19 protein-coding genes are annotated in these 19068 nt (G+C 63.7%); 17 read left to right on the forward strand and 2 right to left on the reverse strand.

The genetic code is table 11. The features are described from left to right. The first annotated feature begins 232 nt into the window (after positions 1-232). The 3 genes from ACWF82_RS12505 (at position 233) to ACWF82_RS12515 (ending at position 2364) form a co-directional block, all read left to right on the forward strand. Positions 233-934 (forward strand): hypothetical protein, encoded by a 702-nt coding sequence (locus ACWF82_RS12505; protein WP_452500645.1) that lies wholly within the window; start codon positions 233-235, stop codon positions 932-934. Between the two features lie 89 nt (positions 935-1023). Then, positions 1024-2022: an alpha/beta hydrolase gene (locus ACWF82_RS12510; RefSeq protein WP_452500647.1), complete on the forward strand. Its 999-nt coding sequence runs from the start codon at positions 1024-1026 to the stop codon at positions 2020-2022. A 114-nt stretch (positions 2023-2136) separates the two neighbouring features. After that, positions 2137-2364 (forward strand): hypothetical protein, encoded by a 228-nt coding sequence (locus ACWF82_RS12515; protein WP_452500648.1) that lies wholly within the window; start codon positions 2137-2139, stop codon positions 2362-2364. Between the two features lie 66 nt (positions 2365-2430). Here ACWF82_RS12515 and ACWF82_RS12520 read toward each other — a convergent pair whose 3' ends face one another. Further along, positions 2431-3753, reverse strand: a complete 1323-nt coding sequence (locus ACWF82_RS12520) for an acetyl-CoA C-acetyltransferase (RefSeq protein WP_452500650.1) — start codon at positions 3751-3753, stop codon at positions 2431-2433. A gap of 101 nt (positions 3754-3854) precedes the next feature. Between ACWF82_RS12520 and ACWF82_RS12525 the strand changes: the two genes are divergently transcribed. The 5 genes from ACWF82_RS12525 to ACWF82_RS12545 all read left to right on the forward strand — a co-directional run bounded on the left by ACWF82_RS12525 (position 3855) and on the right by ACWF82_RS12545 (position 8483). Next, complete coding sequence (locus tag ACWF82_RS12525) at positions 3855-5210, forward strand: 3-oxoacyl-ACP reductase (RefSeq protein WP_452500652.1); 1356 nt, start codon at positions 3855-3857, stop codon at positions 5208-5210. Beyond that, positions 5210-6079: a MaoC family dehydratase gene (locus ACWF82_RS12530; protein ID WP_378854912.1), complete on the forward strand. Its 870-nt coding sequence runs from the start codon at positions 5210-5212 to the stop codon at positions 6077-6079. Before ACWF82_RS12525 ends, ACWF82_RS12530 begins: the two co-directional genes overlap by 1 nt. A gap of 234 nt (positions 6080-6313) precedes the next feature. Beyond that, positions 6314-6700, forward strand: a complete 387-nt coding sequence (locus tag ACWF82_RS12535; RefSeq protein ID WP_452500653.1) for a hypothetical protein — start codon at positions 6314-6316, stop codon at positions 6698-6700. A gap of 424 nt (positions 6701-7124) precedes the next feature. Next, a complete protein-coding gene (locus ACWF82_RS12540; RefSeq protein WP_452500655.1) occupies positions 7125-7496 on the forward strand; it encodes a hypothetical protein in 372 nt (123 codons plus the stop codon). 489 nt (positions 7497-7985) lie between these two features. Continuing rightward, complete coding sequence (locus ACWF82_RS12545; protein ID WP_452500657.1) at positions 7986-8483, forward strand: hypothetical protein; 498 nt, start codon at positions 7986-7988, stop codon at positions 8481-8483. 76 nt (positions 8484-8559) lie between these two features. Here ACWF82_RS12545 and ACWF82_RS12550 read toward each other — a convergent pair whose 3' ends face one another. After that, the gene (locus ACWF82_RS12550) at positions 8560-8949 is read right to left on the reverse strand and encodes a helix-turn-helix domain-containing protein (protein WP_452500658.1); all 390 of its coding nucleotides are present in this window, start codon (positions 8947-8949) and stop codon (positions 8560-8562) included. A gap of 324 nt (positions 8950-9273) precedes the next feature. Here ACWF82_RS12550 and ACWF82_RS12555 point away from each other — a divergent pair, with 324 nt between their 5' ends. From ACWF82_RS12555 to ACWF82_RS12595, 9 genes are all read left to right on the forward strand, one after another. Further along, positions 9274-10023 carry a hypothetical protein gene (locus ACWF82_RS12555; RefSeq protein ID WP_452500659.1) on the forward strand — a complete coding sequence of 250 codons (750 nt, stop codon included), beginning with the start codon at positions 9274-9276 and terminating at the stop codon, positions 10021-10023. A gap of 779 nt (positions 10024-10802) precedes the next feature. Beyond that, positions 10803-11348 carry a hypothetical protein gene (locus ACWF82_RS12560; protein WP_452500661.1) on the forward strand — a complete coding sequence of 182 codons (546 nt, stop codon included), beginning with the start codon at positions 10803-10805 and terminating at the stop codon, positions 11346-11348. Positions 11349-11436: 88 nt separating this feature from the next. Next, positions 11437-12222, forward strand: a complete 786-nt coding sequence (locus ACWF82_RS12565) for an alpha/beta fold hydrolase (RefSeq protein WP_452500663.1) — start codon at positions 11437-11439, stop codon at positions 12220-12222. Between the two features lie 30 nt (positions 12223-12252). Continuing rightward, complete coding sequence (locus ACWF82_RS12570; protein WP_452500665.1) at positions 12253-12483, forward strand: hypothetical protein; 231 nt, start codon at positions 12253-12255, stop codon at positions 12481-12483. After that, complete coding sequence (locus ACWF82_RS12575; protein ID WP_379036836.1) at positions 12461-12757, forward strand: hypothetical protein; 297 nt, start codon at positions 12461-12463, stop codon at positions 12755-12757. The genes ACWF82_RS12570 and ACWF82_RS12575 overlap by 23 nt, the downstream gene beginning before the upstream one ends. A gap of 233 nt (positions 12758-12990) precedes the next feature. Continuing rightward, positions 12991-13758, forward strand: a complete 768-nt coding sequence (locus tag ACWF82_RS12580; protein ID WP_452500667.1) for a peptidoglycan recognition protein family protein — start codon at positions 12991-12993, stop codon at positions 13756-13758. A gap of 203 nt (positions 13759-13961) precedes the next feature. After that, on the forward strand, positions 13962-14576 hold the full coding sequence (locus tag ACWF82_RS12585; RefSeq protein ID WP_452500668.1) for a hypothetical protein: 615 nt from the start codon (positions 13962-13964) through the stop codon (positions 14574-14576). Further along, entirely contained in the window at positions 14573-17563 is a 2991-nt protein-coding gene (locus ACWF82_RS12590) for a hypothetical protein (RefSeq protein ID WP_452500670.1), read from the forward strand. The genes ACWF82_RS12585 and ACWF82_RS12590 overlap by 4 nt, the downstream gene beginning before the upstream one ends. Positions 17564-18167: 604 nt before the next feature. After that, positions 18168-19052 (forward strand): DUF6881 domain-containing protein, encoded by an 885-nt coding sequence (locus tag ACWF82_RS12595; protein WP_452500672.1) that lies wholly within the window; start codon positions 18168-18170, stop codon positions 19050-19052. Positions 19053-19068: the final 16 nt, after the last annotated feature.

The following is a 19068-nucleotide window of genomic DNA, read 5'->3' on the forward strand; positions in this document are numbered from 1 at the left end:
GAGGCCGGTGGTCGCTGTTCGGGGCGATTCCGGATCGGCCGAAAAAGTCCGGATGGTACCCGCCAAACACCCGCCCAAAGAGTAAAACGCCAATGTTCCACAAAAATAGCAACACGTTCCTCTTTTCCAGGACAACCGTCCAGTCCTCCGGATACCTTCTGGTCAGAGGGGGGATAGACCACTCGATGAGGAATTCGTCCCGGCCGACTTCGCCGGGGCTTGGAGGAAAATCATGATCCGGACTTCGCGTATCACCGCAGGCGTCGCCACCACCGCTCTGGTCGTCGCCGGTGTCGGCGTCGCTCTCGGTTCCGGCGTCGCCGCCGCGGCGGGCTCCTGCGCGGTCAGCAGCCACGCCGAGAAGCGGGATGTCAGCACCGTCGGCATCACGCACGTCTACGACAAGACCGCCAGCGCCGAGCAGATCGGTGTCGGCACCTCGGTGACCTACAAGGTGGTCGTCGGTACGACCGGGATCGGCAATCCCTACGTCAACACCATCACCGACTTCCCGCCGGTCGGCTTCGGCGCCCCGACCAAGACCACCATCACCGCCTACCACGCGATCGGCGGCCAGGTCACCGAGGACGTCACCCCCGAGCCGAACGCGGGCGGATGGAAGGTCACCAGCACCGGCTGGTTCGTCAACTCCGGCAACCCGGTCACCCTGACCATCACCTACCCGGTGCCGGACAGCGTCAAGGCGGGTCAGATGATCACCAGCGGTGGCGTCGGCGTCGCGGGCACCGTGGGTGTCGGCAACGAAATGCCCGGCCTCACGGCCTGTTTCACCGCGCGCGGCGCCAATGCGGGCGAGACCGTGATCGGCAGCCTCGGCGACAACGGCCTCGGCTCCTCCGACGGTCAGCTGAGCTCCACCGGCTCGATGAGCGACATCATCTCCGACGTGCTGCGCAATCTGATCGGTAGCTGATCGCGTAGCACCTGGTCGCCGGGACGGTCTCGCGCTGCCGTCCCGGCGTTCTGGGTTCGCCGGTATCGCCCCATCTGTAGTGAGGATTCATGTTCGTGTTCACCCGTACCCGCGCCGTCGCGGTGTCGGCCATGGCGCTGGTGCTGCTGTCGGTCGCCGCGATCGGCACCGCGGGCGCCGACGCCTCGCGTCTTGACCGCGTCGAGCGGCCGGGGCAGCGTCAGCAGACGCTGCACGTGTACTCCGCGTCGATGGACCGGGTGATCCCGCTGCAGGTCATCACCGCGCACGACACCAGCGTCCCGCGCCCGACCCTGTACCTGCTCAACGGCGCGGGCGGTGGCGAGGACGTCGCGAACTGGTACAACCAGACCGACATCGTGCAGTTCTTCGCCGACAAGAACGTCAATGTCGTCACCCCGGCCGCGGGCAAGTTCTCGTATTACACCGACTGGCAGCGCGACGATCCCAAGCTCGGCCGCAACAAGTGGCAGACCTTCCTCACCGAAGAACTCCCGCCGATCATCGACGCCACCCTGAACACCACCGGTGTGAATGCCATCGCCGGACTGTCGATGTCGGCCACCGCCGTCCTCAACCTCGCCATCGCCGCCCCCGACCGCTACCGCGCCGTCGGCGCCTACAGCGGCTGCGCCTCGGTCGCCGACCCGATGGGCCGCGCCTACGTCGACGTGGTCTTCGCCCGCGCCGGCGCCGACCCAGCCAACATGTGGGGCCCGCCCGGCGACCCCGCCTGGCGCGCCAACGACCCGTACCTCAACGCGGAACGCCTGCGCGACAAGGCGATCTATCTCTCCAGCGCGACCGGCCTCCCCGGCATCGCCGAGACCCTCCCGCCGGGCGCGAGCCCCGGCAAGGTCATCGGCATGACCGACCAGATCCTCCTCGGCGGCGCCATCGAGGCCGCGGCCAACCTCTGCACCCAGCGCCTGGCCACCCGCCTCCAGGAACTGAACATCCCCGCCCAGACCGTCTTCCGCGCCGCGGGCACCCACACCTGGAAGTACTGGGAACAAGACCTCCACAACTCCTGGCCGCTGCTCGCCACCGCCATCGGCGCGAACTAGAACGACCAGTCGTGAATTGGAATCGTCAAGCCCCGAAAAGCTATGTATAACAATCAGATTGAGACGAGCGATGTAGCAGTCAGATCTTGATCAGTTGTTCTCGAAAGGCTTGTCATGCAACGTCGTATGATCCGCATCCTGGTCGCCACCGCGGCCGTCGCCGGTATCGCCGCGGGCGCGTCCCCCGCTGTCGCCGCCCCCGCGACCCCGGCCGTCATCGCCGAATCAGGTTCCGCCGGCACCGGTTCCGCCCTCATCGACTTCCCCCTCGGCTTCATCAAGCTCCTCATCTGCGGCCCCTGGGGTTCCTCGCAGCCGCACCCCAACCCGATGTGCCGCTGACACACACAACGGCGGGTGGCTTCCGAAACCGGAAACCACCCGCCGTTGTCGTATGTCAGCGAGTGACTAGCGCTCGATGATCGCGACGACGCCCTGGCCGCCCGCGGCGCAGATGGAGACCAGCGCGCGGCCGGATCCCTTCTCCGCCAGCATCTTCGCGGTGGAGGCGACGATGCGGCCGCCGGTCGCGGCGAACGGGTGGCCCGCGGCGAGCGAGGAGCCGTTGACGTTGAGCTTGCTGCGGTCGATCGAGCCCAGCGCGCCGTCGAGGCCGAGGCGCTCCTTGCAGTAGGCGTCGGACTCCCACGCGGCCAGCGTGCAGAGCACCACGGAGGCGAAGGCCTCGTGGATCTCGTAGTAGTCGAAGTCCTGCAGGGTCAGGCCGTTGCGGGCCAGCATGCGCGGCACCGCGTAGGTGGGCGCCATCAGCAGGCCGTCGGGGCCGTGGATGTAGTCGACCGAGGCGACCTCGGAGTCCACCAGATGCGCCAGCACCGGGAGCTTGCGCTCGGCGGCCCACTCGTCGCTGGACAGCAGCACCGCCGACGCGCCGTCGGTGAGCGGGGTCGAGTTGCCCGCGGTCATGGTGGCGTCGCCCAGCTTGGTGCCGAACACCGGCTTCAGGGTGGCCAGCTTCTCCACGGTCGAGCCGGGACGCAGGTTGTCGTCGCGGGTCAGGCCGAGGAACGGGGTGATCAGGTCGTCGAAGAAGCCACGGTCGTAGGCGGCGGCCATGTTCTTGTGCGAGAGGTAGGCCAGCTCGTCCTGCGCCTCGCGGGCGATGCCGAACTCCTTGGCGGTGATGGCGGCGTGCTCACCCATCGACAGCCCGGTGCGCGGCTCGGCGTTGCGCGGGATCTCGATGCCGAGCATCGAGGGACGCAGCTGGCCGACCAGCTTGAGCCGGTCCTTGTTGGACTTGGCGCGGTTGGCCGTGAGCATCCACTCGCGCATGTCCTCGCTGACGCCGATCGGCGCGTCGGAGGTGGTGTCGGCGCCGCCGCCGATGCCGGACTCGATGCGTCCCATGGCGATCGCGTCGCCGACGGTGACGACCGACTGCAGGCCGGTGCCACAGGCGAGCTGTAGGTCGTGGGCCGGGGTGTAGGGCGAGAGCTTGGAGCCGAGCACGCTCTCGCGGATCAGGCTGTGCTCGCCGACGCGCTTGAGCACCGCGCCGCCGACGACCATGCCGAGGCGCTCACCCTGCAGCCCGAACCGGCTGACCAGCCCGTCCAGGGTGGCGGTGAACATGTCCTGGTTCGACGCCTTCGCGTAGGCCTTGTCGGAGCGAGCGAACGGGATTCGGTTACCGCCAACGATCGCGACCGGGCGCTGGGTCTTCGCGGTCTTTGCCGGGGTCTTCGCCGAACGGGCTTTGCTTGTCACTCGAGTTCTCCATGGTCTCGTCGGGTGATCGGTTTACATATAACTTACTCTGGAGTAAGTTCATTGTCGACACCGAACCCGCAAATGTGAAGGTAGGAACAGTGGCAGCCAAGAGCAAGGGTGCACCCAACCTCTACGGATCCTTCATCCACTCCGCCCCCGGCGCGTTCCTGGCGAGCAAGCTGGGTCTGCCCCAGCCGGCGCAGCTGCGCCGCTACAAGGCAGGCGAGCCCGCACTTCCCGGCCCGGTCCTGCTGGGCGGCAAGGGCCGTCTCGCCGAGCCGATCCGCGCGCTGCTGTCGGACTACACCGTCGCGGACTCGCTCGACTCGGGCACCAAGTACGGCGCGCTGGTCTTCGACGCCACCGGCATCGACTCCATCGACAAGCTTTCGCAGCTGTTCGAATTCTTCCAGCCCGCGATGCGTAACCTCGCACCTTCGGGGCGTGTCGTGGTCATCGGTACCACCCCGGAACTGGCCGCCTCGGTCGACGAGCAGATCGCCCAGCGCGCGCTCGAGGGCTTCAGCCGTTCGATCGCCAAGGAGCTGCTGCGCGGCGCCACCGGTCAGCTGGTCTACGTGCACCCGGAGGCGGGCGCGTCCGCGACCGGCCTCGAGTCGACCCTGCGCTTCCTGCTCTCGGGCAAGTCGGCCTTCGTCGACGGCCAGGTCATCCGGGTCGGCAAGGCCGATTCCGTCGCCCCGGCCAGCTGGGACAAGCCGCTCGCAGGCAAGGTCGCCGTCGTGACCGGTGCCGCCCGCGGCATCGGCGCCACCATCGCCGAGGTCTTCGCCCGTGACGGCGCCACCGTCATCGTCGCCGACATCCCCGCCGCGGGTGAGGCCCTGTCCGAGACCGCCAACAAGGTCGGCGCCACCGCGCTCGCCCTCGACGTCACCGCCCCCGACGCCGCCGAGCGCCTCGCCGAGTTCGCCACCGAGCGTTTCGGCGGCATCGACATCGTCGTGCACAACGCGGGCATCACCCGCGACAAACTGCTCGCGAACATGGACGAGGGCCGCTGGAACTCGGTCATCAACGTCAATCTCGCCGCCCCGCACCGCATCACCTCCGGCCTCGTCGCCAAGGGTGTGCTCAAGGAAGGCGGCCGCGTGATCGACGTGTCCTCCATCGCGGGCATCGCCGGCAACCGTGGCCAGACCAACTACGGCGCCTCCAAGGCCGGTGTCATCGGCATGGTCGACGCCGAGTCCCCGCTGCTCGCGGAGAAGGGCATCACCATCAACGCGGTGGCCCCCGGCTTCATCGAGACCGCGATGACCGCAGCCATCCCCGTCGGCACCCGCGAGGCGGGCCGCCTGATGAGCTCGCTGCTGCAGGGTGGCCAGACCGTCGACGTCGCCGAGACCATCGCCTACTTCGCCAGCCCGGCGTCGAACGCGGTGAGCGGCAACGTGGTTCGCGTCTGCGGACAGAGCCTGATCGGCGCCTGATGACCCAGACGATCACCCTCTCCGAGGTTCCGAAGAACGGCGGGCTGTACGCGAAGGCGGCGCTGGGCGCCGTCCCGCTGCCCGGCCCGCTGTCGGGTCGCAAGCCGACCCTGCCGGACCGCCGCGTCGTCCTCGACGGTTTCCAGGTCGACCCCGACCACCTGGCGGCGTACTGCCACGCCACCGGCCTGCGCTTCAGCGACACCCTGCCGCTGACGTACCCGTTCATCCTGGCGTTCCCGCTGGCGATGCAACTGGTGGTCGCCCGCGACTTCCCGTTCAGCGCGGTGGGCGCTGTGCATTTCGAGAACGTCATCGAGCGCACCCGCGAAATCTCGGTCGCCGAGCCGCTCGATTTCTCCGCCCACATCGAGAACCTGCGCGAGCACCCGAAAGGCCTGCTGGTCGACGCGATCACGGAGATCCGGGTCGGTCGCGAGCTGGTCTGGCGTCAGGTGACCACCTTCCTGCACCAGCAGCGCACCTCGCTGTCGGGCGGCCCGAAGTCGGAGCCACCCGCCGACGTGGTTCCCCCGCCGCCGCTGCGCGTGCAGCGCGTCGATCAGAAGATGATCAACCGCTACGCCGCCGCCTCGGGCGATCACAACCCGATCCACGTCTCCGGCCTCGGCGCCAAGGCCATGGGCTTCCCGAAGACCATCGCCCACGGCATGTGGTCGGCCGCGAACATCCTCGCCACCATCGAGGGCCGCGTCCCCGAAAAGACCACCTACACGGTCAAATTCGGCAAGCCGGTCTTCCTCCCGTCCTCGGTCAACGTCTACGCCGACCAGGTCGGCTCCGGCTGGGACCTCTCCATGCTCAACCCCAAAAAGGGCTACCCCCACCTCACCGCAACCCTGCGCTGAGCCCCGGTTCCCCACGGGCCGCACATCCACAAGGATGTGCGGCCCGTTGCGTTTGACAGCGCCGGCCGGACAGCTGCTGTAAAGACAGTCTTGACAGTGGTTGCTGTAAAGGTAGTCTTGACACGTGGAGATTACGCAATCGGCCCGCAAGCACGGAGTGGCCGACGCGGACATCATTCACGCATGGGACAACGCTCTGCGACTCGTGGAGTTCGAGTATCTGAGGTGATGCATATGTCTACGACCAAGAACAAGAAGGGGACGACCAAGCGCCCGGTGCGCACTCCGATCGGTGCGGTATCTCACGTCAAGACCATCAAGCCTCGTGTCACGCGGCAGCCCGCCAAGTCCCGTGCTGCCCAGGCAATTGAACCCAAGTCGAAGACTGTGATCGAGGAGTCGAGCTCCGGATTGGAAGGCCTCGAACCGCAGGACTCACCTGCTCGGGATGCCAAACACTTTCGACGAATCATCGAAGCCCGCAAACAAGTTGCGGCAGCAGAAGCCGAGTTGCGCGATGCGGTGAAAGCCGCGCATGCGGCAGGTGATTCCTGGACGGTTATCGGAATGGCGCTGGACACGTCGCGCCAGGCAGCCTTCCAGCGGTTCGGCAAAGACTGAGCTGGATTCGCTCGATCTAGTCCGTGTGCGCGCAAAGTATCGCGATAATAATCGTGTTCGCGGTGCCTGCGTGTTACACCTTTTCGCCGTGAGATCAATCATGGCCTACAACAGGGGTAGCTGGGTAATCACCGAAATTCGGCACTGAGTCGGCTTTTGGCCCCTGCCGTTCATCCGCGCGCGTAGTCCACGCACCCTCACTCTCGACTTGTTATCCAGCGGGTTTACCGCGGTCGAAGCCGGTCAGCGTGGCCCGAGCATCACGTGACGAAGGACCGAAGTGAAATCCTCACGCCGGGTTGGTCGCCTTGCCCGATTCTGGCAAACTTTCAGCATATGTCTGGCTAATGCCCCGAATTATGCGGGCTGGGGTGGCTCAGTGGGTCGTGTTAGAACTTTCCAGTCGGCAATAACGTCGGCATTCATGCTCACTACCAAGGGGTTGCACTTCATGAAGAAGTTCCGGACGCTCGGTTTCGGCATCGCCATCGCGGCAGGTCTGGCAATCTTCGGCACCGGCGTGGCTACCGCCCAGGAGCCGGAGACCGGTGGCGGTCAGGAGGAGGCCACCACCGGTTCGGCGGACGGCCTGGCCGCGCTGCTCGAGTCCCTGGCGACCGGCTCGGCCGGCGCTGACACCGACACCGAGACCGATGCCGATGGTGACACCGGGACCGAGCCCGAGCCCGAGACCGGCGCCGACACCGGTTCCGCTTCCGGCCTTGCCGCCCTGCTCGAGGCGCTGGCCACGGGCTCCGCGGGTGCCGAGGAGCCGGAGACCGACCCGGCCGACTGATTACCGGCGATACATCGAATGCCCTGCCACTCGGCGGGGCATTTCGTCGTTTCCGGACACCGGATTCGGGCCTGCATCGATAGGTTGGGCCCCTCCGTTACATGAATTCGCTGTGAGATTACTCATTTTCGATGAAACAGTTTGCTGAATCATTGCGGCGCAGTCAATTTCGTGCCAACTTGGTCTACCGACCGGTGTTTTGTTCCACGAGCTAAGAAGTTGCCTAGGCTGTTATGGACTGTCGATCCAGTGTTGCCACGGCGCCAATACTTCGGCCGGAAAATTGCGGCAACTCACTGGCATCTGAACAGATCGCTGCCCGAATTTCGACCGCTCCTCGTCCTCCGAAACGCGTGTTAGAACTTCTGTGCCCAGTCCACGCGACTGGCAAACAGGGGATTTCGAACCCCCAGCTCGGGTGGCGATCATGCGGCCGCCCAACGCGTTTCACCTGATGATCCTTTGGCGAGAAGTGGTGTGGAGGAAGCGTTGAAGAAGACAATAGCTATCGCACTGGCGGCGGCTTGGTCGCTGCTGATGGTGCCCGGCCTGGCCGGCGCCGACACCGGAAGCGGCACGACCGGAAGTGGCGTGATCGACACCGGCAGCGGAATTCTCGGCGACCTACTCGATACCGGCAGCGGCATCCTCGGCGGAAGCTCGGGCGGCTCGTCGGAAAGCGTGCAGCCGTGCAACACATCGACCAAGTCCGGCGGCGAGGGCGTCACCAACACCACGCACCAACTCGGCGTCACCGGCCCGACCTCGTTCGTCCTGTCCTACGAAACCCTGAACATCCCCGACCGAATCCAGGTCTTCTACGAGGGCGGCCAGGTACTCGACACCGGCTACATCGGCGACAACCTCAACCAGGGCACCGGCTCCGCGGTCGTCTCCCTCCCCGCGGGCTCGACGACAACAGTGACCGTCCGCGTCAGCGGCATGGACGACACCCAATGGGAATACACGGTCAACTGCCCGTCCTAGATCGCCGGATCTGATCGTCGGCCAATACAACGAATGCCCTGCCGCCCGGCGGGGCATTCGTCGTTCCAGATCCTGATCAGCTGCGCCGCGCCGCCCGAATCCCGTTGACGTAGGCGGCAACAATCCGCAGATCACCCTCGGAGAGACCGGACAGGTCGACGATGCCACCGGCCTGCGGCGCCGCCACCTGCTCCACCTCGGCGGGTTCCAATCCCGCTTGCACGAGCAACGGCGCGGCATCGAGCCCGACGGCCTCCGCCATGGCCTGCAGGGTCTCGGCCGTAGTGCTGGCCGGGACCTTCTGCCCGCGCTTGTACTGGGTGCCGTTCTCGACCTGCGTCCACAGACTGGTACTGATCCGTGCTGCCTTCGCGGCGCGGTCCATCGACATCTCGCGCTCCTTGCGAGCAAGCCGCAGGGTGGCGCTGACCTCGGGCGGGACCACCGCGCTCCGTTGTCTCACCATGTCGCGAGGATAGCAGATTGTTTGCACTGATGCATGAAGTGTATGTAGCGATGATGCCCACTTCGGCGGCCCGAAGCTGGCGACAGTCGTGCCCGATCGTGACAGCAGGTCCCGATAATGATTGTGATGCAACCTAACTGGGTACCCGTCAGGGTCGCCTCAGCTTGACAGACACGTTGCAACAACGTTGCATACAACGAGTGTTGAATTGTGGGTCTCGAGAATGGGTCCACTCGACGCCGCCCCGGCGCGCAACCCGTACCGGCCATGAAGCGCCGGAGGCTGCCAGGGTTCCGACCTGCTATCGATCGAAGGAGCAAATACATGGGCACGAGCGATGCCATGACGGCGTCGAACCGCATGCGCGAGGATTCGTGCGGTGTGACCCCGTTGGACAGGTGGACCGACGATTCACACCTGTTCCTGGATCGAAGTGCCGCCCGCGACCTGGCGCAGATGCTCGGCGATATCCCGGACCTGGCCGAGGATCTGGCGGATGCGCGCACGAGGCAGACCCGGTTCGGCACGGTCGACTACCGAACGCGTAACGGTGCCAGGGAACAGCGACTTCCCTTCAATCCGGCGGCGGCGCGGGTGGAAGACGAACTCCGGGCGGTCTTGGTGTCCTGGGTTCGTTTGGTGTGTGAGCAGCGCGATTTCGCATACGACGGTGCGTCGACCATCGCTGGTCTGGCGGAGTGGTTGCAGCGCAACATCATTGCTTTCGTCATGACGGAGGGAGTCGAGAACGCTCCGGTCGAGATCGCCGCCGCGATCGAAGCCGCCGTAGCCGTCGTGTGCCCACCCGCCGATGCGGCCGGCGCCGACGCCGCGTTGGTACTGCGTGCCAGAGCGGTACGACTCAACGCCACCGGGATCGGCAAGCTCGCAGAGCAATTGGGTGATGGGTATCGCAACTTGACCGCACGTCGAGTGCGCACGCTCCGCGAGGCGGGCTTGATCCATCCCGTGCCCGGTCCCTGGTCACCTGAATGGCCCGAGATGTTCGTGGTCGGCGAGGTCCTGGACGCGCACCGGGCCCTCCCGGCGCGGAAGCGCGCGAAAGAGATGTAGTGCATTCAGCACCCCCGCGGGGCGTCGGCCGATTGTGGCCGGCGCCCCGCTGTCGTTGTCGGTCGCGACGAGCCGCATCAGCACTCCAGAACCACGCGGAATGCCTTACGCCGAACAATATTTCGTCGAGCCCGCGGTGTGATCCGGTCCGGGAGAACCGCTCTCACCAGCGATTTCATGTCATGTGGGGCGGTGGGTTGACAGGCCGCGGTCGATGTTGCAAGATAGTCGCAGCGGGATTTCGCATGCCCAAAACCTGGAACACACAGCGAAGTTCAGTCCCGACGATCCCAGACTCCGCAGATCCTGACCAAGGCTCAGGGTTTGCCCGACGGTAGAGTGGGACAGGAGCTCTCGACCGAGGGTCTGTACATTTCGGCTGCTGGGTGGGTTTCTTGTGTCAGGTGCATTCGATGCGTTCACTCCCGACGACTCGGGCAACCCACCGGATGAGCAGTCCCGCCAGGACAGTGGCGGATCCTTCCGCGGTGTGGACGACGCGGTACCGGTTGGAAGGAACCGGTCCGGTCACGTCGACCTCGCGGACATCTGTGTAGAAGACCTTCAGGTGGTCGCCGGGGCGGTCGATCGGTGGCGGTCGTTACGGCCGCCACTCACTGTGGCGCAGCATATCTCGCGGTGATGTGGATCTCGCATCCGCTCTGATCGGGCAGTTCGGATGTGGGCAGATCGTTGTCATCGGTAGGTGAGAGTTGTGTGTTCCCATGGGTGGTGAAGGTGGGTCGGATCCCGTAGTGCCTGATCGACAAGATATTGCAGTGCAGCGCAACAGGTTCAATGCCCAGGAAGCTGCGTTCAGCCAGGGCATCAGGGTCGATTCGGTCATCGTGTTCGACTTCGTCTCGTACTGGTCCGTCGTAGACCGCGCTGTCTTGATCCAAGCCGATCTGTCGGGCCACGTCAGGAACGAAGTGATCGCGCACTCTGTCGCACACATCGAGATGGCCGAATCACTGGAACTGGCAGCAGCTCTCGATGGTGAGCTGTGGCGCGGCCGGATCGAGATGAAGGTGCACGACGTCGTCGCCCGGCGTCTGATTCCGCTTGGCGACCTGCGTGATGCCTTGGAGATAGCAGGCACCCTCCGCGACGTCGCAGCGGTGCTCGGTGTCACCGAGTTCCTCCTCGGGTGGCGCCTGCAACACCTGGCCGACGAGGAGTTCGCGATGATTCCCGTTCATCTGCTGAATCGTCTCGGCTGGCTGCCCGGCATGACCTCCGAGTACCCGTATCTGTGCCTGTGGCCGACATCCAGCTCAGGCGAGATGCTGCGCCAGTTGGCTCCCGGCCGACACCACAACTAGTCATCACAACACCTATCCAGCCCTCGTTCCGATACGGAACGGGGGCTTCGTCGTTGGCGCACCAGCGCCGCCGAAAGAGGTACTTCCCATGTCGCTGTGGTCTCCGAAAGGATCGCCTCCGCCCAGCCGTGACCCCCGCATCATCGATGTGCTGGTGGTCGGCGGAACCTGGAACCCCGGCGGGGACGGGGTCACCGCTGCCTTCACCGACGCACTGAACAAGTCGATGTTCCGCCCGCGCATGGTCCCGTACCCCGCCGACTACGGCTCGCACGTGAGCTATGCCGACAGTGTCGCGGAAGGCAGGCGCGCCTTGCTCGCCGCGATCGACCGCACCCCGAACCAGGTTGTCCTGGCAGGATATTCGCAAGGTGCCGCCGTCGCCGGTGATGTCGCCGCGGAAATCGGGCGTGGGGAACATCCAGGCCGCGAGGTGATCGCGTGCGCGCTGATCGCCGACCCACGCCGACCGGCAGGCCACTACCTCGGCGACACCGACCCCGGCGGCTACGGCGTGGTCGGGGAACGCCCGATCGACGGCATCCCCGCCTACTGGGCCGCGGCGCCCGGCGACCCCATCACCGCGTTGCCCGCGGGCAACCCCCTGCGGACCATCGCGGACCTGAGCGCCTTCTTCAGCTTCGCCAGCGCGAACGCGGCCATCCGTTGGGCGCAGCGAATGCTGGACACCGCCACCCGGAATCAGCTGCAGCGCTGGTGGTCACCGGCCAACTGGCGGCACTGGTCCGGCGCCGTCGCCTACGCCCGCGGATACCTGTTCGACGGCAGACACACCGACGACTACGTCCGCCACGGCCATGCCCGCGCGCTGGCCCAGGCCCTGAACCGCGATGTCGCCGAAGGGCGAATCTGACATCCGCGAACTGTGGAAAGGAACCTCCAAATGCGAATCGGCAAGGTACCAGAGCCGGCGCTGATCCGGTCGGTACTCGTCGCGATCACCGGTGTGGTCGCGTTTCTCATCGGCCGGGAGGTCGACACCGTCTGGGTCGAGACTCTGCTCACGCTGTACGGCCTGGCAACGCCGGTGATCGCCGGGGCGGTGATCAGGCCCGCGGTCACCCCGGTGTCGGGATCGGTGGGTGAACCGGATGGCGTCGTGGTTGAGCCCTGAGTTCGTCCAGGCGACCGGCGTCGCCGTCGCCACCGTGATCGGCGCGGTGACCGCCTGGCAGGCGAGGGAAGTCGCCAAGTTGCGCGAGCGCGTGGTCGCCCTCGAGGAACAGGCCGCCGACGACAAACTGCGATTCCGCGACGCGATCCGCCTGATCCGCGCGCTACAGCGGCACATCGACGAACTCCTCAGCTTCCTGCGCCTGCACGTCCCCGGCCAGGAACCCCCGGTGGCCCAATACAAGATCCCGGCCACCCTCCAAGAAGAAATCTGACGGCACCACCGCGGTGCCGTTCCTGAACCGCATGCGGCAAGCCCCCGGAGAACACTCGATACGGTGCGGGATTCGAGCCCGCCGCATGCCGCACCCCCGATGCGCCCGTCTCCCGTAGGTGGTCTGCGGTCGAAGACGCCGTCGCTGCGTCAGGGGTGCACGTCCCGCCCTCGCCACTTCCCCTCATCGGCGAGGGCGGGACCACAAACCTCCACCGAGCAAGGAGTAAGTCCATGAGCTGGACAGGCGACCCGGTATGGCTGGCCGATGTGCTGCGCGATGCCGGGCTGGACGTCATCGAACACGAAGGCTGGCGAGACCGAGGCCACGGCGACTTCCGCGACCTGCGCGGCGTGCTGTGCCACCACACCGCCGGCGGCGGCAAGAACGACTGGCGCATCGTCCAGGACGGCCGCGCCGACCTTCCCGGCCCACTCGCCCAGCTGGTCCTCGAACGCGACGGCACCTACCGCGTGATCGCCGCAGGCGTCTGCTGGCACGCCGGCCGCGGCTCCTGGCCCGGCTGGCCCACCGACAACGCCAACTACCACGTGATCGGCATCGAAGCCGTCTCCCGCGGCGACGGAACCGACTGGACCCCAGCACAACTCGACGCCTACAAGCGCGGCTGCGCCGCCATCCTGGCCCACATCGGCCGCTCCGCCGAGGACTGCGTGGCCCACCGCGAGTACTCGCACGAAGGAAAAATCGACCCCGCCGGTATCGACATGGACGAATTCCGCCGTGCCGTACAGGCATTCATCGACGGAGAGGACGCCCCGATGAGCGCATCCGAAGTTACCCAGATCCAGGATTTCATCACCGCCTTCTGCGGCCCGATCGGCACCGATGTCAAGGACATCCGCGAGCAGCTGTGCGGTAGCCAGCAGCGCGACGCGGGCATGTTCGCCGGCTGGGAACAGCTCGACGGCATGACTGTGGTCGACGCCCTGGCCGACGTGCTGGACCGCCTGAAGGCCCTCGAAGCTCCTCGCACCTGACGCGCCCTGCCCGTCACCTCGCACGACGGAAGGAGGTGAATTCCATGCTTCCTGTCCTTCTCGAACTGCTCGAGCTGGCCGTGGTCCTAGCCCCGGTGATCCTGCCGCTGCTCGGCCTGTCCTGACTCCACACCCGCAACCACACGAAGCCCGCCCAGTAGGTGCGGGCTCTTTTCATGCCCAAGCTCGGGAGGCTCCACCACATGTCCGGCAAGGAAATCATCGGCTCGGTCGACTTCGGCACCAACGAAGCATCGACACCGGAATACGTTCAGACCGAATCCGGACAGCTGGTCACTCCCGAGTTTCTGGCACTCCTCCAGCAGACCCTGTCCGGCAAGCTCGCCGAGCCGGACCACGACGAAGAACTCGACCCGCAGGTTCGCGCACTGGCGGAAGAACTTTCGGTCATTCACCTCCCCGAATGGACCAGCCCCGTCGGCCGCAAGCTCGCGGAGCCGACGGTCACCTCGATCAAGCAGGCAACGCGGGTAGCCGAATACCTGATCAAGCGCGGCGTGCGCGTGCATCCCGAACTCGAAGAGATCAGGTGGGTCCCCACCCCAGCGGGCGCGCCCGGCGCCTTCGACACCGGCGCCCACATCACCCCCGATGCCGAAGGCAACTGGCCGACACCTGACGCCGAGGAGTTCTACGACTTCGACGAAATTTCGGTGAAGCAGGTCGAGGGGAGTGCGTGGTACGCGACGCATCCCCGCGGGATCGCGTGTGAGGGGAAGACGAAGTCGGAGGCGTATGCGGCGATGGTCGCCGAGCTGCGGCGCCGGATCGATGATGCGTCGGGGGGGTCGAAATGACCGTCGCATCCGATTGGGTGACTGCCGGTGCGGCATGGCGCGCTTCGCTGACACCGCTGGGTGCCGAATCAGCGGGTGCTCAGGAGCGTCAGTCACGGGTGTTCAACCACTCCGGGATGACCCCGGCAGCTGCCGCGCGAGCATACAACCGGGTGCTCGCGCAGCGTGAGCTGACAGCACAAGCGGTACATGCCGAGAGTTCAGTCGCAAAATTCGTCAACGATCAGGGACCGTCCAGCGACTTCCCGGGTCCGTCAGTCCAGGTTGCGGATCCGATCGCCGAGGAGCCCAAAATCGACTACGGGGGACATAACTACGCCGGTGGTATGCCGCCGGAAAAGAAGCCGGAGCAGCCGGGCGTCACGACGCCGAAGCCGGGAGCGGCAACGCCCCCACCCCCGGCTCCGCAACCAGCGGCTACCCAATCGGTACCGGCGACGACGACCCCTCCGCCTCCGCCTGCTATTGAATTGGGCGAGGTTCCTGCGTCATCCTCGCCGATTCCCGTGCCGCCATCGGGATCGGAAAACAGTGGCCCACTCTTCGACCGTCCCGATATTTCAGGGAAAAAGGAGGGCGAAAGCTGGACCGAAGTACGCGATGGATTCACCCACACCTACACGATCCCAGTCGGCAATGGCAACAAGAGCGTCGACCAAGAAGTCACTCGTGACGGTGTACTGATCGGGTCGTCGAGACTCGCATATGGCGAAAACGGTGGTGTGCAGCAGTGGGTCGACATCGTTGGCAGTGCATCCCTCTATGCCGAGCAGGAGTCCGCAGGAGCGAATCAGTATACCCAAATGTTCAATGCCGGGACATCGACCTCCGGTGCTCCGGATAGCAGTTTCGGGACTTTGCCTGATCTGAAGACGACATTCACGTTGGTCGACAATGGCGTTCCGGTAGGCAGTCTGGAGACAATCAGTACTGAGCCGGGTCTCATCCACACGGCGTATGTAAACAAAGACGGCGACGTATCCAGTTGGCGGACCAATGAAACCGAGCATGGTGGACTGGTAACCAACCCGATCAAATACCAGGACCATTCCGGGCGCGGCTGGTACTCGGGTAATCCGTCGGGTGGGCCGCTTTGGGAGATTTCGCCAAAGCTGGATGGCTCGAGCCTGTACACAAACACTGAAACAACAAACAGTGGAACGCATATTCGCGTCTGGGACCCAAGCAATGAAAGCAAGACGGACAAGTTCTACTCGAAATCCGGAGTAGGCGGCTACCTTGTATCGACAAATGCTAATGGCATAACCGTAGATGGTGATGATGGGTCGCGTGCCCAATACGATCTTCTGGGGAGATTGATAGAATCTCGCGAGCCTACTATGAAGGATCCTAAACCGGACCTCCGTAGCAACTACGAAAGGTTCACGTCGTTCAGCCGTGATGTGGCTACTGGATTTGAGCTCGCATACGACGAGATGAAATCCGGAATTGCAGCGCTTGCAGGCCAGCAGGAACGCGGCGTTGATGGCTGGGCCAATCGCTTGGTGCTGAGTGTCATGGATGGCAGCCTTAAAGATGCATGGCTCGGCTTGGCGACGAGTGGGGTGGGTATTGGTGCGGGATTGGCGTTTACAGCAATCGATCTGGCAGCGATTTCAGTGGGGCAAGGTAGCTGGGAGCAACTGGGTCGCGACGCTCTGGGGACAGGCAATGAAATATCGATCTTCGCAATCGGTGCAGACTGGACGCAAGCTGGCAAAGACCCTGGCGAGACAGTTGGGCGCGCGTTGTTCGGTTCGATGTTCCTGCTGGGCCCCAAGGGAATCAACACGGCAACCGGTAAGCTGCCTCCTCCGAGCACAGTAAACACTGCGATAAAGACTGCGGCAAATACCGCGCTCCAGAACACATCAGTCGGCTTGGGCAACATTGGGCGAACCTTTGGCCAACCAGCACTTGCTGAAGCTGGTCGACATGGCTTCCCGGGTATGGCTCGTACGCCAGGGCCGACGAGTTTCGCGAACACTACGGGTAGCGGACCTTCCGGCCGTCGATCAGGCAACGCCCCCAATGCCGGTCCGAGTGCCACAATTCCGTCCGAGCAAGCCCCACCAACTTCGGCATCAGGAACGAGCGGGAACCGCGGTTCGAACGAAGCGCCTCTATTGCCAGCTGAAATTGCCAACTCTGGAGCGAGGCACTCGGCTGAGCAGCGGCGCGGAGCTACCGCCAGTGAAGGATCCCGTGCCGGGAGGGACAACGGTGTCTCTGCAGTACCCAGTGCTACACGAACAAGCAATCAAAACATCATACGCCCTGGTGCATTGTCGACAATCGATGTCACTGTTGAATTGGCTGCGAGCCGGATAAACAGTCCGGTGTCGCAGGGCGGCGCACCGTCGAGGCATCCCAGTCAACCCGCTATAGCAGCACCCGCCAGCGGTTTGGGATCCCCGACGGTACGGTCGACCGGAGTCGCGCCACAACTTTCGGACGTCGCGCTACCGGATGGAACTACTATCGGAACGCGGCAATACGGAAGATCGGTCCACGGTGACGTCGAGTACTACGCTGACTCTATGGGCGACCCTATGGCTGCCGTGGCGCGGCTCGATCCGCCGACTGGATACAAGAAGATCGGTCTTGGAAAACCTAAACCCGTTGGGTTTGTAGATGGTATGGACAATCGAGGCCATATGATCCCCGAGGCCGCTGTTCGAAATCAGCGCGATGCCAACGTGCAGGCCAATTCTATTGCGGAGCATGCCAGTTTGAATTTGGGGGCAAAGTCACGCTGGGAGCGTGCGGCCAGGAAATATGCGCGTGTGCACTCTGGTGTAACCATGATCTCAATAGTATTGGAGCGCGATCCTGCTACTCGCCGTCCTGTAAAGATCAAACATTCGTTGTTTGATTCTAACGGCATGGAGATTCCTGGGTTTGCGGTTGTCATGTATAATCCAACTACGCGAGGCCGTGCGGCTGTGCGTACTGACCCGCCCAACCCAAAGTATCCTAGTCCATGATCACCAAAGGATGTACTCTGTGCCTGGCATTCCACCAAACCTGCATGCAGATATCGATATCCAGATAGGTCAGCAGGTATTAGCTGAGATGTACGAAACTGACGAATCTGCAGATCTCGCAATCGGGATTGAGGGCGATCGGTATAGTGTGACCCTGAGGTCAAGTTTGCAGTCTATTATCCTCCCCTCGGATGATTTACTGGAGTCGGTGGGGAGGCTGGTGTCTCTCCATGCTGAGTACAGCTCGAATCTCCAAACTGTTAATTATCATTACCAGAAGGAGCCGGCCGGGTCGTGGATCATGTCTGCCAGCTACGGATACCACCGCCTTGAATAGGCTGCCTCATCGGATACCTCGAAATCGAACAAGGGGTATACGACCCTGGCTTCGGATCGTGGCTACCGATGCAGATATCTATTGATGCGAATGGAAGTACCTTGAGTTTTCAACTCTGACGCGCCGCCGCGCCGCCGCGCCGATGCCCAGCGGTCCGCGCTCGCATGAGAATGCGTTTTAGCGGCGCGTCGAACGCTTCGGTGAGGGAGTTGTCCGCATTCGATCCGTATGTGTGGTGACGGGCAATGGGAAGAGGTAATATATCAATTGTCAACAGGTGATAGTCTTGACGGCGATTCGGCAATTATTTTGCAGCAAGAGTTGCTTAACGACATTGCGCATGACTTAATGTATTGCGCGAGCAATGAGTGGGCCCGTCTCGACGCAACCATCGTTCTGATCGGCGACCGAGCTTTTCTACATCTCGGTTTTCATTCGGGCATGGGAGAAGGTTCCTCGCCTTCTATCCCGGTAAGCCTGCCTGTTTCAGCTCGAAGGCTCAAGGAGGTTATGTATGTCCCTGGCCGTGGGACATGGATCACGCTGCGCATATCAATAGAATCTGATGGTTCCATTGAATCTGTATTCGAGTACGATGAGCGACCCGATCTGGGTGAAGAAATATTCCGTGACCTTTTCAGGGAGCTTGATATTTATCCGCGAACCTTGGTTCCGGAATGGATGGTATCCGAACTGGGTGATGACCTACCATCCGTAGGGCCTGTGGATGTACTCGACAGCGACTCTCAGGACGTGCCGTCGGCGGGGATGAACTCTGCGTTGGGGCCCAGTGATCTCTACAAGCCGGAGATGGAACGAGATAGTGCTCTCCTCCTAGCACAAGATTTCGTACCGGAGGAAGCCGGCCTGGTATATTTCAGAATCGTTCGGAACTATGAATCAGAGCGTGATCCTGTGAAGGTATTCCTAGAGCTCGACGACGAGCGGTATGAGTACAGAAAGGTCGAAGTGTTCCCGAACGGTTGCGTTGACTCGGCGATGATCACTTGCTCAGGCGAGTATACGCAGGCTCTTGATGATCCGTGGCCTTCGATTTCTGAGCTTGAGCTAGATGGCAGAATTATTGCTATCGATTCCATTTCGCCAATCGAGTTCCAAACTGAATGGTTGATTGCAAATGGACCGGAGTAATCCAATGAGTTGACCT

The sequence above is a fragment of the Nocardia sp. NPDC055053 genome (assembly GCF_053608285.1).

Coding starts and splice junctions, on each gene's coding strand:
- ACWF82_RS12505 (WP_452500645.1), top strand. CDS start 233: ATGATCCGGACTTCGCGTATCACCGCAGGCGTCGCCACCACCGCTCTG.
- ACWF82_RS12555 (WP_452500659.1), top strand. CDS start 9,274: ATGGGCACGAGCGATGCCATGACGGCGTCGAACCGCATGCGCGAGGAT.
- ACWF82_RS12515 (WP_452500648.1), top strand. CDS start 2,137: ATGCAACGTCGTATGATCCGCATCCTGGTCGCCACCGCGGCCGTCGCC.
- ACWF82_RS12565 (WP_452500663.1), top strand. CDS start 11,437: ATGTCGCTGTGGTCTCCGAAAGGATCGCCTCCGCCCAGCCGTGACCCC.
- ACWF82_RS12575 (WP_379036836.1), top strand. CDS start 12,461: ATGGCGTCGTGGTTGAGCCCTGAGTTCGTCCAGGCGACCGGCGTCGCC.
- ACWF82_RS12585 (WP_452500668.1), top strand. CDS start 13,962: ATGTCCGGCAAGGAAATCATCGGCTCGGTCGACTTCGGCACCAACGAA.
- ACWF82_RS12580 (WP_452500667.1), top strand. CDS start 12,991: ATGAGCTGGACAGGCGACCCGGTATGGCTGGCCGATGTGCTGCGCGAT.
- ACWF82_RS12540 (WP_452500655.1), top strand. CDS start 7,125: ATGCTCACTACCAAGGGGTTGCACTTCATGAAGAAGTTCCGGACGCTC.
- ACWF82_RS12550 (WP_452500658.1), bottom strand. CDS start 8,949: ATGGTGAGACAACGGAGCGCGGTGGTCCCGCCCGAGGTCAGCGCCACC.
- ACWF82_RS12530 (WP_378854912.1), top strand. CDS start 5,210: ATGACCCAGACGATCACCCTCTCCGAGGTTCCGAAGAACGGCGGGCTG.
- ACWF82_RS12510 (WP_452500647.1), top strand. CDS start 1,024: ATGTTCGTGTTCACCCGTACCCGCGCCGTCGCGGTGTCGGCCATGGCG.
- ACWF82_RS12590 (WP_452500670.1), top strand. CDS start 14,573: ATGACCGTCGCATCCGATTGGGTGACTGCCGGTGCGGCATGGCGCGCT.
- ACWF82_RS12570 (WP_452500665.1), top strand. CDS start 12,253: ATGCGAATCGGCAAGGTACCAGAGCCGGCGCTGATCCGGTCGGTACTC.
- ACWF82_RS12535 (WP_452500653.1), top strand. CDS start 6,314: ATGTCTACGACCAAGAACAAGAAGGGGACGACCAAGCGCCCGGTGCGC.